The 20188-nt window shown below is 54.7% G+C and carries 18 protein-coding genes; 5 read left to right on the plus strand and 13 right to left on the minus strand.

The window, feature by feature from the left end; translation table 11 throughout:
* Positions 1 to 26: 26 nt before the first annotated feature.
* Both N5923_RS13205 and N5923_RS13210 read right to left on the minus strand, forming a co-directional pair.
* Entirely contained in the window at positions 27 to 1742 is a 1716-nt protein-coding gene (locus tag N5923_RS13205) for a nitrilase-related carbon-nitrogen hydrolase (protein WP_267142967.1), read from the minus strand.
* The gene (locus N5923_RS13210; protein ID WP_267142966.1) at positions 1742 to 3235 is read right to left on the minus strand and encodes a purine-cytosine permease family protein; all 1494 of its coding nucleotides are present in this window, start codon (positions 3233 to 3235) and stop codon (positions 1742 to 1744) included. Before N5923_RS13210 ends, N5923_RS13205 begins: the two co-directional genes overlap by 1 nt.
* Positions 3236 to 3619: 384 nt before the next feature.
* Between N5923_RS13210 and ppa the strand changes: the two genes are divergently transcribed.
* Complete coding sequence (ppa, locus tag N5923_RS13215) at positions 3620 to 4150, plus strand: inorganic diphosphatase (protein ID WP_267142965.1); 531 nt, start codon at positions 3620 to 3622, stop codon at positions 4148 to 4150.
* Between the two features lie 85 nt (positions 4151 to 4235).
* On the opposite strand, the gene N5923_RS13220 is transcribed toward ppa, so the two are convergent.
* Genes N5923_RS13220 through tamA form a run of 3 tightly spaced genes read right to left on the minus strand, consistent with a single transcriptional unit; the run spans position 4236 to position 10089 of the window.
* Positions 4236 to 4589 (minus strand): gamma-glutamylcyclotransferase family protein, encoded by a 354-nt coding sequence (locus N5923_RS13220; protein WP_267142964.1) that lies wholly within the window; start codon positions 4587 to 4589, stop codon positions 4236 to 4238.
* A 2-nt stretch (positions 4590 to 4591) separates the two neighbouring features.
* Positions 4592 to 8353 (minus strand): autotransporter assembly complex protein TamB, encoded by a 3762-nt coding sequence (tamB, locus tag N5923_RS13225; RefSeq protein ID WP_267142963.1) that lies wholly within the window; start codon positions 8351 to 8353, stop codon positions 4592 to 4594.
* A complete protein-coding gene (gene tamA / locus N5923_RS13230) occupies positions 8350 to 10089 on the minus strand; it encodes an autotransporter assembly complex protein TamA (RefSeq protein WP_267142962.1) in 1740 nt (579 codons plus the stop codon). Before tamA ends, tamB begins: the two co-directional genes overlap by 4 nt.
* 492 nt (positions 10090 to 10581) lie before the next feature.
* Here tamA and N5923_RS13235 point away from each other — a divergent pair, with 492 nt between their 5' ends.
* A complete protein-coding gene (locus tag N5923_RS13235; RefSeq protein ID WP_267142961.1) occupies positions 10582 to 11901 on the plus strand; it encodes a hemolysin family protein in 1320 nt (439 codons plus the stop codon).
* Positions 11902 to 12007: 106 nt separating this feature from the next.
* On the opposite strand, the gene N5923_RS13240 is transcribed toward N5923_RS13235, so the two are convergent.
* Positions 12008 to 12214 carry a DUF1107 domain-containing protein gene (locus tag N5923_RS13240; RefSeq protein ID WP_267142960.1) on the minus strand — a complete coding sequence of 69 codons (207 nt, stop codon included), beginning with the start codon at positions 12212 to 12214 and terminating at the stop codon, positions 12008 to 12010.
* A 326-nt stretch (positions 12215 to 12540) separates the two neighbouring features.
* Between N5923_RS13240 and N5923_RS13245 the strand changes: the two genes are divergently transcribed.
* The gene (locus N5923_RS13245; protein WP_267142959.1) at positions 12541 to 13098 is read left to right on the plus strand and encodes a YtfJ family protein; all 558 of its coding nucleotides are present in this window, start codon (positions 12541 to 12543) and stop codon (positions 13096 to 13098) included.
* Positions 13099 to 13121: 23 nt separating this feature from the next.
* On the opposite strand, the gene cysQ is transcribed toward N5923_RS13245, so the two are convergent.
* Entirely contained in the window at positions 13122 to 13868 is a 747-nt protein-coding gene (gene cysQ / locus N5923_RS13250; protein WP_267142958.1) for a 3'(2'),5'-bisphosphate nucleotidase CysQ, read from the minus strand.
* 205 nt (positions 13869 to 14073) lie between these two features.
* On the opposite strand from cysQ, the gene N5923_RS13255 reads away from it, so the two are divergent.
* On the plus strand, positions 14074 to 16014 hold the full coding sequence (locus N5923_RS13255; RefSeq protein ID WP_267142957.1) for a bifunctional 2',3'-cyclic-nucleotide 2'-phosphodiesterase/3'-nucleotidase: 1941 nt from the start codon (positions 14074 to 14076) through the stop codon (positions 16012 to 16014).
* Positions 16015 to 16113: 99 nt separating this feature from the next.
* Here the strand turns inward: N5923_RS13255 and fklB are convergent, their stop codons facing one another.
* Positions 16114 to 16734, minus strand: a complete 621-nt coding sequence (fklB, locus tag N5923_RS13260) for an FKBP-type peptidyl-prolyl cis-trans isomerase (RefSeq protein WP_267142956.1) — start codon at positions 16732 to 16734, stop codon at positions 16114 to 16116.
* 257 nt (positions 16735 to 16991) lie between these two features.
* On the opposite strand from fklB, the gene N5923_RS13265 reads away from it, so the two are divergent.
* Positions 16992 to 17666: an OapA family protein gene (locus N5923_RS13265; RefSeq protein WP_407704448.1), complete on the plus strand. Its 675-nt coding sequence runs from the start codon at positions 16992 to 16994 to the stop codon at positions 17664 to 17666.
* Between the two features lie 55 nt (positions 17667 to 17721).
* Here N5923_RS13265 and rplI read toward each other — a convergent pair whose 3' ends face one another.
* The 5 genes from rplI to yjfP all read right to left on the minus strand — a co-directional run bounded on the left by rplI (position 17722) and on the right by yjfP (position 20117).
* The gene (gene rplI, locus N5923_RS13270; protein ID WP_267142955.1) at positions 17722 to 18174 is read right to left on the minus strand and encodes a 50S ribosomal protein L9; all 453 of its coding nucleotides are present in this window, start codon (positions 18172 to 18174) and stop codon (positions 17722 to 17724) included.
* A 38-nt stretch (positions 18175 to 18212) separates the two neighbouring features.
* Positions 18213 to 18440: a 30S ribosomal protein S18 gene (rpsR, locus tag N5923_RS13275; protein ID WP_000135199.1), complete on the minus strand. Its 228-nt coding sequence runs from the start codon at positions 18438 to 18440 to the stop codon at positions 18213 to 18215.
* A 4-nt stretch (positions 18441 to 18444) separates the two neighbouring features.
* Entirely contained in the window at positions 18445 to 18762 is a 318-nt protein-coding gene (priB, locus tag N5923_RS13280) for a primosomal replication protein N (protein WP_040462398.1), read from the minus strand.
* A 6-nt stretch (positions 18763 to 18768) separates the two neighbouring features.
* Positions 18769 to 19164 carry a 30S ribosomal protein S6 gene (gene rpsF / locus N5923_RS13285; RefSeq protein WP_017801086.1) on the minus strand — a complete coding sequence of 132 codons (396 nt, stop codon included), beginning with the start codon at positions 19162 to 19164 and terminating at the stop codon, positions 18769 to 18771.
* A 203-nt stretch (positions 19165 to 19367) separates the two neighbouring features.
* Positions 19368 to 20117 (minus strand): esterase, encoded by a 750-nt coding sequence (gene yjfP, locus N5923_RS13290; RefSeq protein WP_267142954.1) that lies wholly within the window; start codon positions 20115 to 20117, stop codon positions 19368 to 19370.
* Positions 20118 to 20188: the final 71 nt, after the last annotated feature.

Consider the following 20188-nt stretch of genomic DNA (forward strand, 5'->3'; position numbering starts at 1 on the left):
GGCCTGCAGGCCGCCGCTAAATGGATTCATGTCGGACGTCTGGCTACCAGTGCGCGGTAATAGTGTGGCTGGCGCATTAATACCAGATCTTTGCGCCGCACCACATGCGTCGGATACGGCGTACTGCTGTCGCCGGTATCGATGGTCAGGGTCACCATCCCTTCCGCCTGCACCACTTTGGCTTCGTTGCGCGGGAAAGCAAAGGTATCCGGGCCATAAATACCGCTGATGCCGAAGCTGCCCGCTTGCGCATCGCAGCTGTTGGCAAAGGCCAGCCACAAGTTGTTCTCCCCGGCACGCACTCTTGGCAACAGGCAGTGCAGCGGATCGGCGCCGGTGGGTATCGGATAGTTATGACGAATCACGGTGCCGCTATGCGCCAGCGGCAGCGGTTCACCCAGCGCCGCCGGACAGGCCAGCAGATCGCAGCCCTCCAGAGCAAGAATACGACCCGCTTCCGGGATCAGCAAATCTTCACCCAGCAGCAAGCCGACGCGACCGCAAGGCAGATCGGCGGTGACCCAGCACTCGCCCGCTGTCGCCCACCGCTGATCGGCGGCATTGAGATGGATCTGGCGATAGTTAGCAATCACACCTTGCGCACCAACCAGTAGCGCACTGTTGTAGAACGCATCCCCTTCCTGCTCAATCCAGCCAGCCAGCAATGCCATATCCAGTTCCAGCGCCAGTTGCAGGAACTGCGCCACTGCCGGATGGCTGGCATCAATTGCCTGTTCCCGCCCACTGCCGCCGGTTAACGCCTTTTCCGGGAAAACCAGCAACTCGGCGCCAGCGCATTTCGCCGCCTGCGCCATCTCACGCATCCTGCACAGATTCAGCTCCGGCCCGATCTGTGGCGTAAACTGCGCCACCGCCACCTGCGACTGCTTGCCTGGCGGCAACGGTTCCATACCGTATAAGCCAAAGAAATCAGCAGGATTCCAGCTAAAAGTATTGGTCATCAGGCGCTGATAAAGCTCCGGGCGGCGTTTCGCCAGCGCCGGATTATGCTGCGGCAACGATATCTGTGCCGCCACTATGCCGTCGCCGCTGTCACGAGCGGCCAGCAGCTTACCGTCGCCATCCACCACACAGCTGCCACCGCTGAACTGCACGCCGCGTTCCCAGCCCCAGCGGTTACTCTCAATCAGTGCACAGCCATTTTCCCATGCGCGGGTCAGCCAGTAAGGCGCCGGGGTGCGTTCCGCCAGCCAGTTACTGATATGGCAGATAATCTGCGCGCCACCGACCGCCGCCAGGCGCGCGGTTTCGATAAAGTGGATATCCATGCAGATCAGCAAAGCGATATTGCCAATCGGTGTGGCGAAGACCTGATGGCCAAGATCGCCATTTGCCGCCCATTTTGGTTCGGAAATATAGGGATGGGTTTTGCGATGCACGCCAGTCACCCCCTGCGGGCCAATCAACACCGCGCTGTTGTAGTAAAGGCCGCTCTCAGCATCCACTTCCGGCATGCCCAGTACCAGATAACAGTCATGTTCCCGCGCCAGCGCGCAAAAGCGCTGGCAGGTTGCGCCATCGACGGTTTCCACAAAGGGGGCGACCTCGCTGCGATCGCGCCAGCAGTAACCGGTGGTACCCATTTCCGGCATTACAATCAGCCGGGCGCCGTCCTGTGCCGCTGCACCCGCCAGCGCCAGCAGCTGGCTGATGTTCTCTTCTTTACGAAACTGCGTCGGCTCAAACTGAATCGCCGCTACCTGCAAGTGTGGATCGGTCATTATTCAGCTTCCTTGTTCAGTTGCGGAGCAAGCTGTGGTTTTGGGCCACTGTAAGCATCAGACGGCCGCCAGCGGGTCGGCATATCTGTCGGGAAGGTTTTGAAGTAGTACTGACCGCGGGTGGCAACGCTGATAATCACATGGATCACCGGTCCCACCAGCATGGCGATAAACGAGGCGTAAACCATCGGGTAAAGCCCCAGCACGCCCGCCGCACCGATAGCCACCGCCACTAACAGCGCAATGGTGCCGGACGGATTCCACATGCGCAGATACTCTTTGCGGTACTCAACAAAGTCGGTCGGCGCCAGCCTGAACACCTTGCGGCAGATAAAGTAGTCGGCGAGGATGATAAACACCCAGGTATTGGTCAGAATGCCGGTAATCGACAGGAAAGTGCCGGTATATTGCAGGATATTGAAAACATAGAAGATCACGCCCAGCGCCCATACCAGCACCATCCACCACTGACGGCCAGGACGGTAGTTAAAGGCCATATCCATGGTGTTCGACAGTGCAATCGAGCCGGAGTAGAGATTCAGCACGTTAATGCGAATCTGGGTAATAATTGCGAACAGCACGCCGGTGAGCGCAATAATCAGCGGGAAGACAAAACCCGGATCCAATGCCAGCGCCCAGGCATCGCCCTGCTCAATATGCGGCATCAGGGTATAAGCCATAAACGCACCGAACAGCATAACCACCACGATGGGGATCAGCATCCCCAGCATGATGGTGGCGGTGCCTTTATGCGTCACGCCAGGTCTGGCAAAGCGGCCATAGTCGGTGGCCATCAGCCCCTGGAACACGATCTGTCCGTTGGCCATATTCATCACCAGCCACAGCGCATTGCTGTCCACTGCGCCCTGCGCATGCCAGCCCGAGAATCCCACCGGCTGATAGTGATGGGTCAGCTGCCAGATGCAGAAACCAAACAGCAGGATAAAGATCGGCACGCCCCAGGTCTGCAGGAACTGCATGGAGGACATCCCTTTCCAGACAAACCAGATAGCCACCAGCCCGGTAACGGCAAATATCGCAATGCCCGCCGGTGAATTCACCTCCACGCCGGCATAATTGGCAATCGCATGTGAGACGATGGTGCCTTCAAACAGGAAGTAGAAGATAAAGTTAATCGCGTAGATCAGTGAGGTAAACGCCGAGCCCATATAACCGAAGCCCAGGCCGCGCGTCATCAGGTTCAGTGACAACCCCTCTTTGCTTGCCAGCTTCATAATACAGGAGCCAATAATCGTCGCGAATACCACCATATAGGCAATCGGCAGCAGTAGCGTCGGCCAGCCAACCTTGTAACTCATATCCGCGCCGAGACTAAACCAGAACATCGCGGTGGAGTTGCCCAGCAGCACCAGAATAATCGCCGGGATTGGCCAGCGATAATGGGTTGGCACCCGTCCCACGGCATAATCCTCGACCGCTTCAGCTTCCGTAATATCCTGTGGTCCCTGGAACCACTGTTTAAGTTTTCCCATGATGACTCTCCAAAAATGAAAAAAGCCCCGCCGACTCTGAGAGTCGACGGGGCTTCTTTGCCTGATGATAAATTGTATGCGCCCTGCATAGCACGGCGCTGATTATTTGACCGCAGCAGGCGACGTTGCCTGTATCAGCCTGGGCTGACCATGGCGGTAATTAATTACAGCAAACTTTGTGCCAGCTTTTTGTTAGCGGATATAGCGCGCTTTTCTGCATACCGAGGCATTATGCTACGCGGCTTTGCACAGTGGCGGTGCAGTACTGCACCAGAATATCCGCTGACCATGGAGCATTCTGAAAGCGGAAAAAGAGGCAATACTTTCATAACCAGTTGGCTATAATAGCCGTCACTCGACTTAAGACTATTGAAGGAATACGAGATGAGTTTGAACCATGTTCCAGCGGGTAAAGACCTGCCAGAAGATATCTATGTGATCATCGAGATCCCGGCCAATGCCGATCCAATCAAATATGAAGTGGATAAAGAGACTGGCGCGCTGTTCGTTGACCGTTTTATGTCTACCGCGATGTTTTACCCATGCAACTATGGTTACATCAATAACACTCTGTCTCTGGATGGTGATCCGGTTGACGTGCTGGTGCCAACCCCGTATCCACTGCAGCCTGGCTCGGTGATTCGTTGCCGTCCGGTTGGCGTGCTGAAAATGAGCGACGAAGCTGGTGAAGATGCGAAACTGGTTGCCGTTCCGCACACCAAGCTGTCTAAAGAGTACGATCACATCAAAGATGTGAACGACCTTCCAGAACTGCTGCGTGCACAGATCACTCACTTCTTCGAGCAATATAAAGCGCTGGAAAAAGGCAAATGGGTGAAAGTTGAAGGCTGGGACAATGCTGCAGCGGCTAAAGCTGAGATTGTGACCTCTTTCGAACGCGCTAAGGCGAAGTAAATATTGCCACTGGCGGCGTCCTCGCTGTCCGTCAGGCTGAAACAAAAACACCGCTCATTGAGCGGTGTTTTTTTATAGCCTGATGTTACTCCTGACTCGCGGCATCCCGCTGCAGCCAGTCGCCACTTTCGATACGTTGCCTGCCGGCAACGGAACGTTGATAAACATACAACCAGGCACTGCCGTACGGCGTCTGCACTAACTGACGCTTATACTCTCCGCCTTTGCTACGCAGAGCATCCAGCTCTCCCAGCGTGCTGGCATCAATCCGGTAAACTTCGCAATAAACATGGCCTGCTCCTGCCACCACACCCGGGTAATGTCCCAGACTATACAGCTCATAGCCTTCGATCAGATGATCGCCGAGCCACTGGCCGTTGGTCATCCAGTGACTGTTACCCTGCTTGCGTCGTAAACTGCCATAGACAATTATTCGCATTGCTAAAACTCAAACTGATAGAGCACATCTAATGCCTGATCAATGCCAGACACCGCTTCCAAATAGAGTTTGGGCATAAGGCGATAACGCAAGGTTAAGGTCGCCAGTGAATCAAATATGCCAACACCATATTTTACCTGTAGACCCGGCAGCACGTAGCCGCTGACCTGCACCTGCTGGCTGTCGCCAACACCTGCGGTATCAAGCGCCAGATTGCTAACGCCGAATGTCTCGCCGATTTTACCCACAACCTGACCACTTTGTGCAACCCCTAAACCAACCAATGCTGAAGTTAACGCATTTCCGTCACCATCATTGCCCAATCCCTGACCACGTAACAGATAGGATAACGCCTCCTGCTGCGACATGGCGGGATCGGAGAATACCTCTGCTTTCGGCTCATCGGCAAGGCCGGTGACGCGCAGGCCAGCGATAACATCATCTTCGGTGGCTTCCGGGTTACGGATCGCTTCAAGGTTCAGATATGGCTGGTCCGGCGGCCCGGCAAACTGCAGCTCCCCTTTACGTACCATCAGATCCTGACCGTAAGCCTTGAAACTGCCTTCCGGAATATTAATCTGCCCGTTCAGTCCCAGCCCGCGCTTATCCTGCACCAGCTTCAGATCGCCATTCAGGCGCGCTTTCAGGCCAAAGGCGCTGAGGCGCACATTGTTGCCAATATGGATCACCAGATTGCTGTTAATCGGAATCGAGGTCGATTTTGGCGCAATCGGCTGCAGCTTTTCATCCAGCATCACTTCATCAGATGAAACACCCACCGCACTTTCCGGCACTTCCTGCACCGTGATACGCGCCCATGGGATATCAACGCGGCCATCCAGATTAAACATCGACGGCGTCGCCTGGAACACCAGATCCGGCGAGACATCCATCCGCACCATCGGCGGCACGGTGACGCGTACTTTGTCGCCTTTGGCCGCCACTCTGGCGCGCCAGTTATCCAGCTGGCTCCAGTCGGCGTCACCATTAAGGTTAATCTGTCCCTGTGAAGTCTGGATCAGCCCTTCCAGCGTCGAACTCATGCCGTTAAACAGCATCGTCAGATTGGCGCTGGTCAGATCCACCGGCATAAAGTTACCGTCCACATCGACATTGCGCAGCGCCAGCTGACCAAATACCTGCGGTCGTTGCAGATTGCCGCCCAGACGCAGGCTGGAATTCAGCACACCGGCAATCTTCTCACCCTGCATCAGCGCCGGATTGAGCATCGCCAGCGACAGATCGGTAATATTGACGTTACCGGACAGCGTACGCCGTCCCTGCGGATCGGCGATTTGCACATTGCCATCCAGCTGACCGTTATTGGCGATGCGGATCAGCCAGTCAAGCTGCGCACGGCCATTATGCAGTCCGGCATTAAGATTCAGCGTGTCGAAGGCAATCGGCAGCGTATTGCCCTCAATATCCTGCTCAACTTTGACGCCATTGCCTTTCAGCGCCACTTTGCCCTGCGGCAATTTACCGTCAGCGGTCCAGCTGACCTCGGCATCACCGTTAAACACGCCGCTGAGTTTGGTTTCATCGGTCAGGAAGGGTTTGATCATCGCCAGATCAAAGCGGTTTAACACCACACGCGCATGGCCGCTGGGACCGGCTTCGACCGCTTGCGGCACACACAGCTCCGCATTGGGGTTCTGCCAGCAGTGCGGGCCAATGGTGGCGGTCTGACGGCTGTTAAGATAGTCGATGGTCATCGCGCGCGACAGACGCCACTCACCGACCGGCGTATCAAAGCGGGTATTATTCAGCGCCCCCTTCCAGCGCTGCTGTTTACGGTCAAAGCTGCCGTTTAGCGCCAGCTGGCCGGAAACCGGCTCACCCTGCACATTCAGCTTCAGCTGATGCTGGTGTTCATTCCCTTCCGCGTTCAGCGTCAGCAGATTAATCGCCAGCGCATCCTGTTTCAGCTGCTCAACCCGCACCGCCAGCTTGCCGGCAATCTGATCGCTGGAGCGCACATCGCCATCCACCTTCACCCGGCCAATACGCATCTCCTGCCAGCGCAGGCCGGTGGCGGTGAGATCCGCCAGCAGCTGCGGTGCCTGCAGATTACCGCGTGCCTTGATGCTGCCTTTCGCCACGCCAGCCAGCCCTGGCAGCGCATTATCCAGATGCTGCGCGTCAATATCAGCGTCAAGATTCAGCGTTTCGCCCAGCGAACCTTTCACATTGACGTTATTGCGTCCCAGCACCAGCTTAATCCCGGGGATATTCCACTGATTATAGCTGTTGCCATACAGCGAGCCATCGGCGCTGACCGCATTCTGTTTGACGTTGCCATGCAGCGCCAGCTCCGGCACGCGCATCTGCCAGCTGCCGCCGTACAGGCTGCCGCGGGTGGTGATTTTACCGTCCAGCTTCGCAGGCCAGTCCGGGTACTGTCTGGCGGTATTGATGCCCGATAACAGCAGTTCACTGCGCCAGCTAATCGCTTTGCTCCAGTCGACCACCGCACTGAGATCGGCATGGCCCTGCAACGCCGCCAGTCGCAGTTTATCCAGATTAAACTGCTCGATATTACCTTTGCCATCGAGGCTGACCGTGGCAGGCGGTATCGCTTCACCCTTCACGGCGCTACGCAGCGACATCACGTAATCGGTGGCTTTACCGCTAAATTTAAAGTTGAAATCATCCGCCTGATACTGAATTGGTCCGGTTAACGGCCAGCGGAACTGCGGACTGGTCAGCGTCATCTCCAGCGGCAAGCCAGCGGTAGCCAGCTCCGTTTGCGCATCAAGCTGCGCCTGTAGCGGACCGGAGAGATTCAGCGCCAGCTTCAGCTGGTCACGCATGCCGCCGCCGAGGTTGAGCTTAATTTTCTCGCCTTTCAGCGGATCGATATTCAGCGTGCTGTTGACGCTAAAATCCACTGGCCAGTTATCGGCCAGACGCGCCTGCCCGCTGGCATTCAGCAGCCCCTGTGGCGAGTCGACATCCAGCGTCTCAAGGCGCAACAGACGATCTTCAGTTTTCGCTTTCACCAGCAGGCGATTCACTACAATCTCCGTATCGCCAGTGATGCGCAGCTGCTCGCCCACAATCTCCTGCACATCGACATCCAGCGGCATGCGGAAATCAGGCAGATCCGGCAACAGCGGTTTGGCGAACATCTCGCGCAGGGTTTCACCCAACGGTTTCTCTTCTGCCGGCGTTTTCGCCGCGACGGCCTGCTCAGTTGCCACCTCTTTCGCTTTCGGCAGCGCCACCAGCAGGCTCTGAATGCGCGTCGGCGTTAAGGTCATCGCCCGCCCCTGCCAGTGCATGCCGGTAGAGAAATCCAGCAGCGAGATGCTGGTATCGTCGATTTTGATATTGATATTTTGCAGCGCCAGACGACGCAAGGTGATGGGGTATGGCGTGGAGAGATCGCCGGTTGCGCTATCCTCTTCCGGCACCGGCTCGGCCGCTGGCGGCATTTTCTTGCTGTCGACCACCAGGTTGACGTCTTTCAGCGACAGATCGTTAACACAAAACGCCGAGTCCCGCAGACAACCCAGCTGAACCGCCAGATGCAGCTCACCGGCGTTTAGCGTGACGCCCGGCATTTCGTACTGAATACCTTTCAGCGTCAGATTGCGCCAGCCGCCGTCGACCTGTTTGATCTCCAGGCCGGGCACCCAGCGCGAAGCGCCATTAAGCACCAGATGCAGGCCAGTGGTGGTGCCGATAAGAAATGCCACGCCGCCCAGCAACAGCAACATAAAAATCAGGATGCCAATAAGGACCTTTTTCCAGCGACTCATAATTCAGGCCCCAATCCAACGTAAAACTGCACACCATGCTCCTCTTGATCGCCTATCGGCCGGGCAATATCGAATTTAATCGGCCCTACCGGCGACTGCCAGCGCACGCCAAAACCGGCGCCGGTTTTAAAGTTACTCTGCTTGATATCATTCACCGCTTCGCCGGAGTCGACAAACACCGCGCCCCACCATTTGCCGGTCACATTGTACTGATACTCCAGCGAGCCGGTCGCCAGCTTCGAGGCGCCGGTCAGCTTGCCATCATCATCGCGCGGCGAAATACCTTTGTATTTATAACCACGAATACTGCGGTCACCACCGGCGAAGAAGCGCAGATCCGGCGGAACGCGCTCAAAGTCGTTGGTTTCGATCCAGCCGAGATTACCGCGTGCGACAAAACGGTGTTTGTCGGCAAGGGTGCGGATCCAGACGTTCTGCGCCTGCACCACGGCGAAATCGACATCTGAAGCCCAGGTGGTATCGGAAACATCCAGCGAGTAGCGCTGCGAATCGCCCCAGACCGGCATCAGGCCGCCGCGTGAACGGGTACGGTTAACGCTGACCCCGGGATAGATCAGCATGGTGGTATTGGTGACGCTGGCCTGGGTAAAGTGATCGAGGCTCCAGCGCAGGTTGATAGCTTTCTGCCAGCCACTGCTGCTGTCCCAGTAGCGTGAGACGGCGAGGGTGGAGGAGTCGGCTTTGGTGTCATTGAGGTCAGTGCGTTTCAGCCCGCCCTGCAACAGGTAATATTGTTCCAGCGGGCTTTTCAGCAACGGCATTTTATAGCTGAAATCCAGCTGCTGTTCTGGCGCAGAGATATTGGCGCTGGTGGTCAGGCTGTGACCACGCGAGTTTACCCACGGTTTTTTCCAGGTGGCTTTAACCCGAGGGCCGACATCGGTCGAGTAGCCAACCCCGGTTTCGATGGTGTTTTCGGTACGCGGAGAGACCACGCCAGTTAGCGGCAACACTTTGGTTTTACGTGACTTATCGAACTCCGGTGCAACCACCACCGAGTTAAACCAGCCGGTGGCCGACAGGCGGCGATTCAGCTCGGCGAGGTCGCGCGAACTGTAATAGTCACCCTTTTTAAACGGCACCAGGTTTTGCAAATACTCTTCGCGGATCTGCGAGCCTTCAAAACTAACATCGCCAAAGCGGTAACGCTGACCGCTGTCATAGTCGATGTCCCAGAACGCTTCGCGGCGTTCCACGGAGACACCCAGCTGGCTTTTACGGAAATCACCGTCAAAGTAGCCGTTGCGCAGGGCAAGATTGGTGAAGTTACTTTTGAAGCTATCGTATTTACCGTGATTGAGGACGGTGCCGATCGCTGGCTTCCCGTCGCGCACCATTTTCTGATAATCCTCGTCGTTGCGCGCATCGCCGCGCACCACCACTGTGGTTCCGGCGATTTTAACCGGTTCACCGGCTGTTACGCGGGCAATCAATACCGGACGGCCGCCCTGCGCTGGGGCAGGTCGCGATTCGAAATCGATATCGGGTTCATAATAACCCAGCGCGCTCAGCCCCTCTTTGATCGCATTCGATACCCTGGCGCGGAAACGGCCATCGGCGGAAACCTCATCGCTACTGATGGTCGACAGGCGCGCCCTGACGTTTTTCTGTAAATCCCCGGATAAACCTTCAACCTGTAAGCGGACAGTCGCGGCCTGTGTCGCAGGCGCGGCAACCAGCAGACAGTAAATGCAGTACACATGAATTCGTGGCACGCTTACTCCTGATTCTCTTGCCAGCCCTGATTCCAGATGGGCAGATCGTTTTCTCAACTCAAATGGGAGCGATTAATCGCTCCCCTAAATTAAACTTTACGGTGTATTGTCGGCAAAGCCAGTAGCGTACACAACAGTAAATCTCCATCTACACTTAACAGCAGTGTAACCAGGTGCAGTCATTAGACAAGGCGCAAACTCCCGCTTTACGTTATGTCTTCGGCAAAAAATAACATTATCGTCTAATTTCCCCGCTGACCGGGAAGCACTAGCCGCCTGATATGGGCTGCTGCTATAATGCGCACCGGGGCTCAGAATACCGGCCCTGATATATGGATTCTGCTCCGACGCTTTATGTTATGTTGTCGTCGTATTGCGCAGACATTTTTGGCATGGACGGCCCCCGACCTGATGTCATGTACATTGATGTACGCCACACCCGCGCTGCACCCAAGCCAAAAATGACAAGAGAAACAAACCTACGGATACCCTATGTTAGATAGCATGCTTGTCATACTGGCACTTATTGCAGTCAGCGCCTTTTTCTCCCTGTCGGAGATTTCGCTGGCCGCCGCCCGAAAAATTAAACTTAAACTGTTAGCCGATGATGGCAATATTAACGCGCAACATGTGCTGAAAATGCAGGAAACACCCGGGATGTTCTTTACCGTGGTGCAAATTGGCCTGAATGCCGTCGCCATTCTCGGCGGTATTGTCGGTGATTCGGCGTTTTCCCCGGCATTTCGCAGCCTGTTAGTCCGCGTGGTCTCACCGGAAATGGCCGATCAGCTGAGCTTTATCTGTTCGTTTACCCTGGTTACCAGCTTCTTTATCCTGTTTGCGGACCTGACGCCAAAACGTATCGGCATGATTGCGCCTGAAGCCATTGCGCTGCGCATTATCAACCCGATGCGCTTCTGCCTGTTTATCTTACGTCCGTTAGTCTGGTTCTTTAACGGCATGGCGAATATGATTTTCCGCCTGTTTAAAATCCCGATGGTGCGTAAAGACGACATCACCTCCGACGATATCTATGCGGTGGTGGAAGCCGGTGCGCTGGCCGGGGTGCTGCGCAAGCAGGAGCACGAGCTGATCGAGAATGTGTTTGAACTCGAATCGCGCACCGTGCCTTCATCAATGACCTCACGCGAAAATATCGTCTGGTTTGATCTGCACGAAGATGAAACCAGCCTGAAAGAGAAAATCGCCCGCCATCCGCATTCAAAGTTCCTGGTATGTAACAGCGATATCGACCATATTGTCGGCTATGTCGATTCCAAAGAGCTGCTGCTGCGTGTACTGGGCAATCAGAGCATGGCGCTGCATAGCGGCGTGCAGATCCGCTCGGCGCTGATTGTGCCGGATACTCTGACGTTATCAGAAGCGCTGGAAAGCTTTAAAACCGCCGGTGAAGATTTCGCGGTGATTATGAATGAGTATGCACTGGTGGTGGGTATTATCACCCTCAATGACGTAATGACCACGCTGATGGGCGATCTGGTCGGTCAGGGTATGGAAGAGCAGATTGTCGCGCGCGACGAGAACTCATGGCTGGTCGAGGGCGGCACGCCGATTGATGACGTGATGCGCGTACTGGATATTGATGACTTCCCGCAGTCCGGCAACTACGAAACCATCGGCGGTTTTATGATGTATATGCTACGCAAAATCCCGAAACGCACCGATTTCGTCAAGTTTGCTGGTTATAAGTTTGAAGTGGTGGATATTGACAGCTATCGCATTGATCAGCTGCTGGTCACGCGGATTGTCGAACGCCCGGTCGCAGCAATAAATCTGCCGATGGCTGAGTAGGGGCGGCGTTCTCGCCGCCCGTAGACGTTATCGCTACCAGCAAAAAGGGAGCCGATAGCGGCTCCCCTGGGATATTTCAGGGTGGTATTCTCACCACCGTCACAAATTAGTTAAATTCTGTCTGTAAACGCAGCACCTGGCGGTTCACTTCTGACATCACGCTAAAATGCTGCTTATCCTTGATGCGTGGCAACAAAATTTTGCCTTTATCAAATTCAAACGCACCTACGTCCTTGATATACAACCTGCCGCGAAACAGCGTTTTTACGTACTTCGCCACTTGTAGTGGGTTGTAACGCTGAAATATTTTCATTCTGTGTTAACTCCTGAGGGTTAAATCCTTCACTACGCCCCGCCGTTGCCAAATTCGGTACGAACTACTGAGGCGCAAATTGTCGGTAAACTATAGAACACCTTTCCCTTCCATGGTTCCGAAAAGCGATGTTTTTTACTGAACTGACATAACATTACAGAATAGTCTGTTATTCAGCGTATAAATCTCAGTATAAACCTTCAATCAGCAGGGATTTGTGCTGTCTGCCGCAAAGCTGACAGTTCGATGCGACAGACGCATCATCCCTGCTTATTATTGCAGAAACATGACCAGCTGGTCGGATCACCTGCTTATCTGGAGTCGTTATGACAACTGCCCGCTTTCTTGCTATCGCGCTGTCACTGTTTATCCCCCTGACGGCGGCCGCCCATAATTTTACCGAAGGAGAACGCGTTCCTGCCGTCGGCATCGCTGACCGTGGAGAACTGATCTATCAGCAGGACGACTTTAGTTATAAAAACTGGAACAGCGCGCAGCTGCCAGGCAAAGTACGGGTCATCCAGCATATCGCCGGGCGCTCTTCCGCCAAGGAGAAAAATGCCGCCCTGATTGAAGCGATTAAAGCAGCGACGTTCCCGCACGAGCATTATCAGACCACCACGCTGGTAAACACCGATGATGCGATTCCAGGCACCGGGATGTTTGTGCGCAGCAGCATTGAGAGCAATAAGCAGCAGTATCCGTGGTCGCAGTTTATTGTCGACAGCCATGGCGCGGCGAAAAAAGCCTGGGGATTAGCCGATGGCGGTTCAGCGATTGTGGTGCTGGATAAGCAGGGGAAAGTACGCTTCGCTAAAGATGGCGCGTTAACTCAGGATGAAGTGAAGCAGGTGATTACGCTGGTGCGTAAATTATTGCAATAAGGGCGGCGAGAACGCCGCCTCTGTTAAAAAATCGACACCCGGAAACCTGGATTTAAAAACGACTCGCGCGGCGCATAGTCCAGCGTCTGGCCTTTCCAGTCATGCACATGGGCGCCAGCCGCAATCGCTACCGCGTGACCAGCACCGGTATCCCAGATATTGGTCGGTCCGAAACGTGGATAGAGCTGCGCTTTACCTTCCGCTACCAGGCAGAATTTCAGCGAAGAGCCAATGGCGGTGGTCTGATGCTCGCCCATCTGCTTCAGATACTCTTTCAGTTCCTCATCCGATTTGGCGTGCGAGCGGCTAATCACCACCAGCGGCGGACGTGCATCACGCACCTGGATCTGCACGCGGTTACCGCCCTCTTCTTTCCACGCTTTACCTTCTGCCGCCGAATACATCACCCCAATCGCTGGCGCATACACCACGCCCATCACCGGCTTACCCTTTTCAATCAGGGCGATATTGACGGTAAACTCGCCATTACGCTTAATAAACTCTTTGGTGCCATCCAGCGGATCCACCAGCCAGTAACTCTGCCACTTCTGGCGCACATCCCAGGCCGGAGGATCTTCTTCAGAGAGGATCGGCAGGTCCGGCGTCAGGACGCTGAGTCCCTGTACAATCACTTTATGCGCCGCGATATCTGCCGCGGTGACCGGCGAGTCATCCGATTTATGAGAAACGTCAAGCGGTGCCTGGTCATTATAAACCGTCATAATCGCCGCGCCTGCTTCACGTGCCAGCTGGCAAATTTGCTCTAACATTCTTCACCTCATGGTTTGATTCGTCATGGCGACACCACCTGCATGGGCCTGCGCCAGATAAGTCCGTGTTGATTAGATCATAGCAGTTTGTCATTACTCGCCGACAAAAGTCAGTCAAATCTGGCCTTCCTGCCATAACGGAGTAATTTAAGATCTGTAGCATAACTGATTGAGTTATCGAGTATATCACTTACAGGAGAATGTGATGTTCAAGCCTTGTCTGACGCTGCTGGCCATAATGGTTTCCACCAGCCTCCATGCTGCTACTGTCGATATGCGGATTATGGAAACCACCGACCTGCACAGCAATATGATGGACTTCGACTACTACAAAGATACGCCCAGCGAAAAGTTTGGTCTGGTACGCACCGCCACCCTGATTGAGGCCGCGCGTAAAGAGAGCAAAAATAGCGTGCTGGTCGATAACGGCGACATTATTCAGGGCAGCCCGCTCGGCGACTATATGGCGGCGAAGGGGCTTAATGCGGGTGAGATCCATCCGGTCTATAAGGCGATGAACACCCTCGACTACAGCGTCGGCAATCTCGGCAATCATGAGTTCAATTACGGTCTCGACTACCTGCATAAAGCGATTAGCGGCGCGCGCTTCCCCTATATTAATGCCAATGTGATTGATACGAAAACCGGTAAACCGCTGTTTACGCCTTTTCTGATAGTACCGGTTGAAGTTACCGACCGCGACGGCAAGCAGCATCAGCTAAAAATTGGCTATATCGGCTTTGTGCCGCCGCAGATTTTGGTATGGGATAAAGCCAATCTGCAGGGCAAAGTGACGGTTGACGATATCACCGCCACCGCGCGGAAATGGGTGCCGGAGATGCGTAAGCAGGGGGCGGATATTGTGGTGGCTATCCCCCACTCTGGCCTCTCCAGCGAACCGTATCACGCGTTAGCGGAAAACTCGGTTTACTACCTCAGCCTGCTGCCGGGGATTGACGCCATTATGTTTGGTCACGCTCATGCGGTATTCCCCAGTGCGGAATTCGCTGCCATTAAGGGTGCGGATATCAAGCAAGGCACGCTGAATGGCATTCCGGCAGTGATGCCCGGTATGTGGGGCGATCATCTCGGCGTGGTCGATCTGGTGCTGGATAATCAGAGCGGTAAATGGCAGGTCAGCAGCGCCCGGGCGGAAGCACGACCTGTCTATGATAAGAGCGCGAAAAAATCGCTGGCGGCTGAGGATCCGGCGCTGGTGAAAGTGCTGGCCGACGATCACCGCGCCACGCGTGAATTCGTCAGTAAGCCCATCGGTAAATCCGCCGATGTAATGTACAGCTATCTGTCGCTGGTGCAGGACGACCCGACGGTGCAGATCGTCAATAATGCCCAGCTCGATTACGTAAAACACTACATTCAGGGCGACCCGGACCTGGCGAATCTGCCAGTGCTGTCCGCTGCCGCGCCCTTTAAAGCCGGTGGTCGCAAAAACGATCCCGCCAGCTATGTCGAAGTAGAGAAAGGCCAGCTCACCTTCCGTAATGCCGCCGATCTCTATCTCTACCCAAATACGCTGGTAGTGATGAAAGTCAGCGGTAAGCAGGTGAAACAGTGGCTGGAGTGTTCCGCCGGTCAGTTTAATCAGATCGACGTTAACAGCAGTCAGCCGCAAGCGCTGCTGAACTGGGATTTCCGCACCTACAATTTCGATGTGATTGATGGCGTTAATTATCAGATTGATGTTACCCAGCCCGCCCGTTACGACGCCGAGTGTCAGCTGATTAACCCTCAGGCATCGCGCATTAAGCAGCTGACTTATCAGGGCAAGCCGGTCGATCCTGAGGCGACTTTCCTCGTCGCCACCAATAACTATCGCGCTTACGGCGGCAAGTTTGCCGGCACCGGCGACAAATATGTGGCTTTCGCTTCACCGGATGAGAACCGTTCGGTGGTGGCGGCTTATATCAGCGCGCAAAGCAAAGCGCAGGGAGAGGTGAAACCGCAGGCGGATAACAACTGGCGGCTGGCGCCGATTGCCAGCAAGCAGCCATTGGATATTCGTTTTGAAACCTCACCGGGTGAAAAAGCCACGGCGTTTATTCAGCAGCACGCGCAGTATCCGATGACGCCGAAAGGCAGTGATGAGGTGGGCTTTGCGATTTGGAGTATTAATTTAAAACGGTGATACCGCTGCAGGGGCGGCGTTTTCGCCGCCCGTGCCGATGATTTACACCGTGCCCGTCATCAGAACGGGAGCCGATAACGGCTCCCCTGCATAGTGCTGTTACAGAATCTCTAACAGCTCAACTTCAAATACCAGGGTGCTCAGTGGTGGGATAGAGGCGCCAGCACCACGCTCGCCGTATGCCAGGTTGTGAGGGATCACCAGTTCCCATTTGGAACCGACTGGCATCAGGGTCAGCGCTTCGATCCAACCGGCAATTACGCCGCTTACCGGGAACTCTGCTGGCTCGCCACGCTGTACGGAGCTGTCAAACACGGTGCCGTCGATCAGCTTACCGGTGTAATGCACGCGTACGCGATCCTGACGCGATGGAATCGCACCTTCACCCTGCTGAATCACGCTGAACTGTAAGCCTGACTCCGTGCTGCTGACGCCTTCACGCTTCAGGTTCTCTTCAAGGAACTTCTGACCTTCCACCGCCTGCTCCTGCTGACGTTCGAGACGCACAGCATCTGCACGCTCGTGAACTTCGCGCAGCGCACGATGCACCACATCAACCGGTACAGCGGGAGCATTCCCTTCCAGCGCATCGCGCAGACCCGCCAGCAATGCTTCTGGCTGCAGACCCTGCAGTCCAGATTCCAGCAACTGCTGGCCAACCTGTAAACCGATACCGTAACTTGCTTGCGCTTCGACGCTGTCAAAAGAAGGGGTTGTCATGGATTTTCCTTTCATCATTGATAAAAACTAAACGCAGAGCATAACAGCGCAAGCCCCGAGGGTAAAATCCCGTGTTTCGGTGGATGACTTTTGCGCCAGAAACAGAAACAATAGCCCTTCATATCATTAATAACGCCCACAGCGTCACGTATCTGGCTTGTTCTTTTCACATCAAACAGTTAGCGGACTATAATTAAATGTCTGCAGTTTATGATGTCTGAATCGGGATATCGTCTGGGGTTAACGAGGTTATTTACATGGGGAGAATTGCCCCCCGGCAAAGGAAGCGCCTGCCGTTTTACCATCCGGTACTGAAGATGTGGATGGCAACGCGCAAACCCTCAGCACCTGATGCGCCACAGGAGGATGCAATGATGCCTGAAGGATCTTCATCACGCAGCAAGCTGAAAGTTAGCAATATCTGGCGTTTTGTCGATAACGCCCGCTGGATGGATCCGCTGCCGGCCAGACATCGCCGCGGCATTATTGTGGCGCTGCTGGTAATGCTGCTGGCATTTCTGTGGCCGAATCCGCAACCTGACTTACCGCAAGCGCCTCCGGCCCAGCAGAGTGGCGCCGGAGATACTCCATTGCAGGCTGAAGTTTATAACAATAATGAAAGCAGCCCACCGGCAGCAGTAACGGAAACGCCCCCAAAAGCCGATTCACAGGGCGAGTGGCGCAACTATCAGGTGGCCTCAGGCCAGACGATGGCGCAGCTGTTCCGTGATAATAATTTGCAGGTGAATGATGTGTTCGCCATGGCGCGGGTGGAAGGTGATGATAAGCCGCTAAGCAATCTGCATACCGGTCAGAAGGTGAAAATCCGCCAGGATGCCAATGGTGTGGTGACCGGATTAACGGTGGAAACCGATAATGGCGCAATTCTGTTTACCCGCCAGCCGGATGGAACCTTTATCCGCGCGCAGTAAACCACAGAAACAAGAACGCCGGCACAAGGCCGGCGTTCTCGCATTACTGAATCAATTAAGCTTCAGCAACTACTTTCACGGTCAGTTTAGCGAATACTTCGCTGTGAACCTGGAAGTCCACTTCGTGCTCACCGGTGGTACGCAGAACGCCGTTCGGCAGACGAACTTCGCTCTTCGCCACTTCAACGCCAGCTGCAGTAACTGCATCAGCGATGTCGCGGGTACCGATGGAACCGAACAGTTTACCTTCGTCGCCTGCTTTAGACGCGATGGTAACGGTGCCCAGTGCGTTGATTTTCTCAGCGCGTGCATTAGCTGCAGACAGAACGTCAGCCAGTTTGGCTTCCAGTTCTGCACGGCGTGCTTCAAAGAACTCAACGTTTTTCTTGGTAGCAGGAACAGCTTTACCCTGTGGAACCAGGAAGTTACGAGCGTAGCCCGCTTTAACGTTAACCTGATCACCCAGGCTGCCCAGGTTTGCTACTTTATCAAGCAGAATAACTTGCATTACCATATCCTCTTAAAGTCGTTAATGGACAGCGGCCGTTACTGATGACGATCAGTGTACGGCAGCAGAGACAGGTAACGCGCGCGCTTGATAGCACGAGCCAGCTGACGCTGGTATTTAGCGCGAGTACCGGTAATACGGCTCGGTACAATCTTACCGCTTTCAGTGATGTAGTTTTTCAGCGTTGCGATATCTTTATAATCGATCTCTTGAACGCCTTCCGCGGTGAAACGGCAGAACTTGCGACGACGGAAATAACGTGCCATTTGGCTAGTCTCCAGAATCTATCAATTCAATCTGCTCGGCATGTAACACAATCTTACTCAGGCCATTGCGCCCTTGATGGCAACTAATGAAACCTTCGACGATGAGTTGCGTGCCGACCGTTATACTTTGAGTAATGACCTGATGTGTCTTGCCGCTTAATATGATGGGCATACGACACCAGGCTTGCCGGCTAAATCCGGCTTCTTCCTGCTGCGAGCGGTGCTCAAGCACAAACTGGCAGTGAGGAATACCTGACGGGCTAATTTTTCGAACTGGTGTCTTGCACACAGTGCCGGACAAACGCAGCCGATTAACCGTCACGGTTGATTACTCTTCAGAATCCCCAGCATCTGCATCATCAGAGGTTTCGTTAGCAAAATCTTCACGACGCTCACGGCGCTCGTCTTTCGCTTTAACCATCGGAGATGCTTCGGTAACCGCGTTTTTAACGCGCATAACCATGCTGCGGATAACGGCGTCGTTGAAGCGGAAGTTAGTTTCCAGCTCATCGATCACTTCCTGCGGAGCTTCAACGTTCAGCAGAACGTAGTGCGCTTTGTGCAGTTTGTTGATCGGGTAAGCCAGCTGACGACGGCCCCAGTCTTCCAGACGGTGAATCGTGCCTTCTGCACCAGTGATAGCACCAGTGTAACGCTCGATCATGCCCGGAACCTGTTCGCTTTGGTCAGGGTGAACCATAAATACGATTTCGTAATGACGCATCGAATTTGCTCCTTACGGATTATTCAGCCTCCTGTCAGGGCAGCCGCGGCCCATGGAAGCAAGGAACGTTGTTTTAAGTTGCGGCTGAAAAATTGACGCGTAATCATACTGGCGCACCCGCCGAAACTCAAGGCAGATCGTAAATTAAATATCGCCACCCGTGCCGATGGTGATACGGGAGCCGGGAACGGCTCCCTGCAGATTTACAGATGATGTTTAAAGAAAGCGACAATCGCGGTCAACGCTGGCGGCGTAATACGGTGGCCGACGCCGGTTTCCGTTAAAAAAGTCAGCTGTGCGTCGAGCGACGCCTCGCGCAGCGCACGTTCCAGCCGCACGGTTTCCGCCGCCGGAACCACCTCATCAGCGTCGCCATGCCACAAAAGCAACGGACGATTAGCCAGCTGCTCCAGCCTGTCGCTGACATCATAAGCCTGTAACGGCGCCAGTCGCTGCGCTAAGCGCTGCTGTTGCTCAGGGGTCTGCGCCACCAGCGGGGGAAACAGCGTCTGGCTCAGCGACATAAAATAGCCGGAACCCATCATACAGGCGACGCTGTGAATATCCGGATAACGCGCCATCGCACCGAGTGCGGTCATACCACCCATCGAAGCGCCGGCTACGGCAAAACGCCCCTCCGCCACCAGCCCACGCTCACGTAGTGCGCCTGACAACTGCGGCAACTCATCAATATTGCTGCGCAGGATCTCCCAGAAATGGCTAAGCCGCTGCTCGCTGTCACCGTTATAACGCGAACCATGTTGATCAGCATCGGGCAATACCACACGAAAACCCGCCTGCGCCAGCGCCACGGCAAAGTATGAGTAAACCTCTTTCGATGAGGTGAAGCCATGATAAAACACGATGGTCGGCAATGAATGCTGCCGCTGACCTGCCGGCGCGGCATGCAAACACTCAATCCCCGCAAAGGTTTCCGTCACAATCTCAATCATCTCGCCTCCTTCCAGCATAAATCTTTACTCAGCACCGTCGCATATCTGCCTGCAAAGGCAAAATATTGTTA

It is taken from the genome of Winslowiella arboricola, from assembly GCF_025527015.1.
Classification (GTDB): Bacteria; Pseudomonadota; Gammaproteobacteria; order Enterobacterales; family Enterobacteriaceae; genus Erwinia; species Erwinia arboricola.

Coding starts and splice junctions, on each gene's coding strand:
- N5923_RS13205 (WP_267142967.1), bottom strand. CDS start 1,742: ATGACCGATCCACACTTGCAGGTAGCGGCGATTCAGTTTGAGCCGACG.
- N5923_RS13210 (WP_267142966.1), bottom strand. CDS start 3,235: ATGGGAAAACTTAAACAGTGGTTCCAGGGACCACAGGATATTACGGAA.
- ppa (WP_267142965.1), top strand. CDS start 3,620: ATGAGTTTGAACCATGTTCCAGCGGGTAAAGACCTGCCAGAAGATATC.
- N5923_RS13220 (WP_267142964.1), bottom strand. CDS start 4,589: ATGCGAATAATTGTCTATGGCAGTTTACGACGCAAGCAGGGTAACAGT.
- tamB (WP_267142963.1), bottom strand. CDS start 8,353: ATGAGTCGCTGGAAAAAGGTCCTTATTGGCATCCTGATTTTTATGTTG.
- N5923_RS13235 (WP_267142961.1), top strand. CDS start 10,582: ATGTTAGATAGCATGCTTGTCATACTGGCACTTATTGCAGTCAGCGCC.
- N5923_RS13240 (WP_267142960.1), bottom strand. CDS start 12,214: ATGAAAATATTTCAGCGTTACAACCCACTACAAGTGGCGAAGTACGTA.
- N5923_RS13245 (WP_267142959.1), top strand. CDS start 12,541: ATGACAACTGCCCGCTTTCTTGCTATCGCGCTGTCACTGTTTATCCCC.
- cysQ (WP_267142958.1), bottom strand. CDS start 13,868: ATGTTAGAGCAAATTTGCCAGCTGGCACGTGAAGCAGGCGCGGCGATT.
- N5923_RS13255 (WP_267142957.1), top strand. CDS start 14,074: ATGTTCAAGCCTTGTCTGACGCTGCTGGCCATAATGGTTTCCACCAGC.
- fklB (WP_267142956.1), bottom strand. CDS start 16,734: ATGACAACCCCTTCTTTTGACAGCGTCGAAGCGCAAGCAAGTTACGGT.
- N5923_RS13265 (WP_407704448.1), top strand. CDS start 16,992: ATGGGGAGAATTGCCCCCCGGCAAAGGAAGCGCCTGCCGTTTTACCAT.
- rplI (WP_267142955.1), bottom strand. CDS start 18,174: ATGCAAGTTATTCTGCTTGATAAAGTAGCAAACCTGGGCAGCCTGGGT.
- rpsR (WP_000135199.1), bottom strand. CDS start 18,440: ATGGCACGTTATTTCCGTCGTCGCAAGTTCTGCCGTTTCACCGCGGAA.
- rpsF (WP_017801086.1), bottom strand. CDS start 19,164: ATGCGTCATTACGAAATCGTATTTATGGTTCACCCTGACCAAAGCGAA.
- yjfP (WP_267142954.1), bottom strand. CDS start 20,117: ATGATTGAGATTGTGACGGAAACCTTTGCGGGGATTGAGTGTTTGCAT.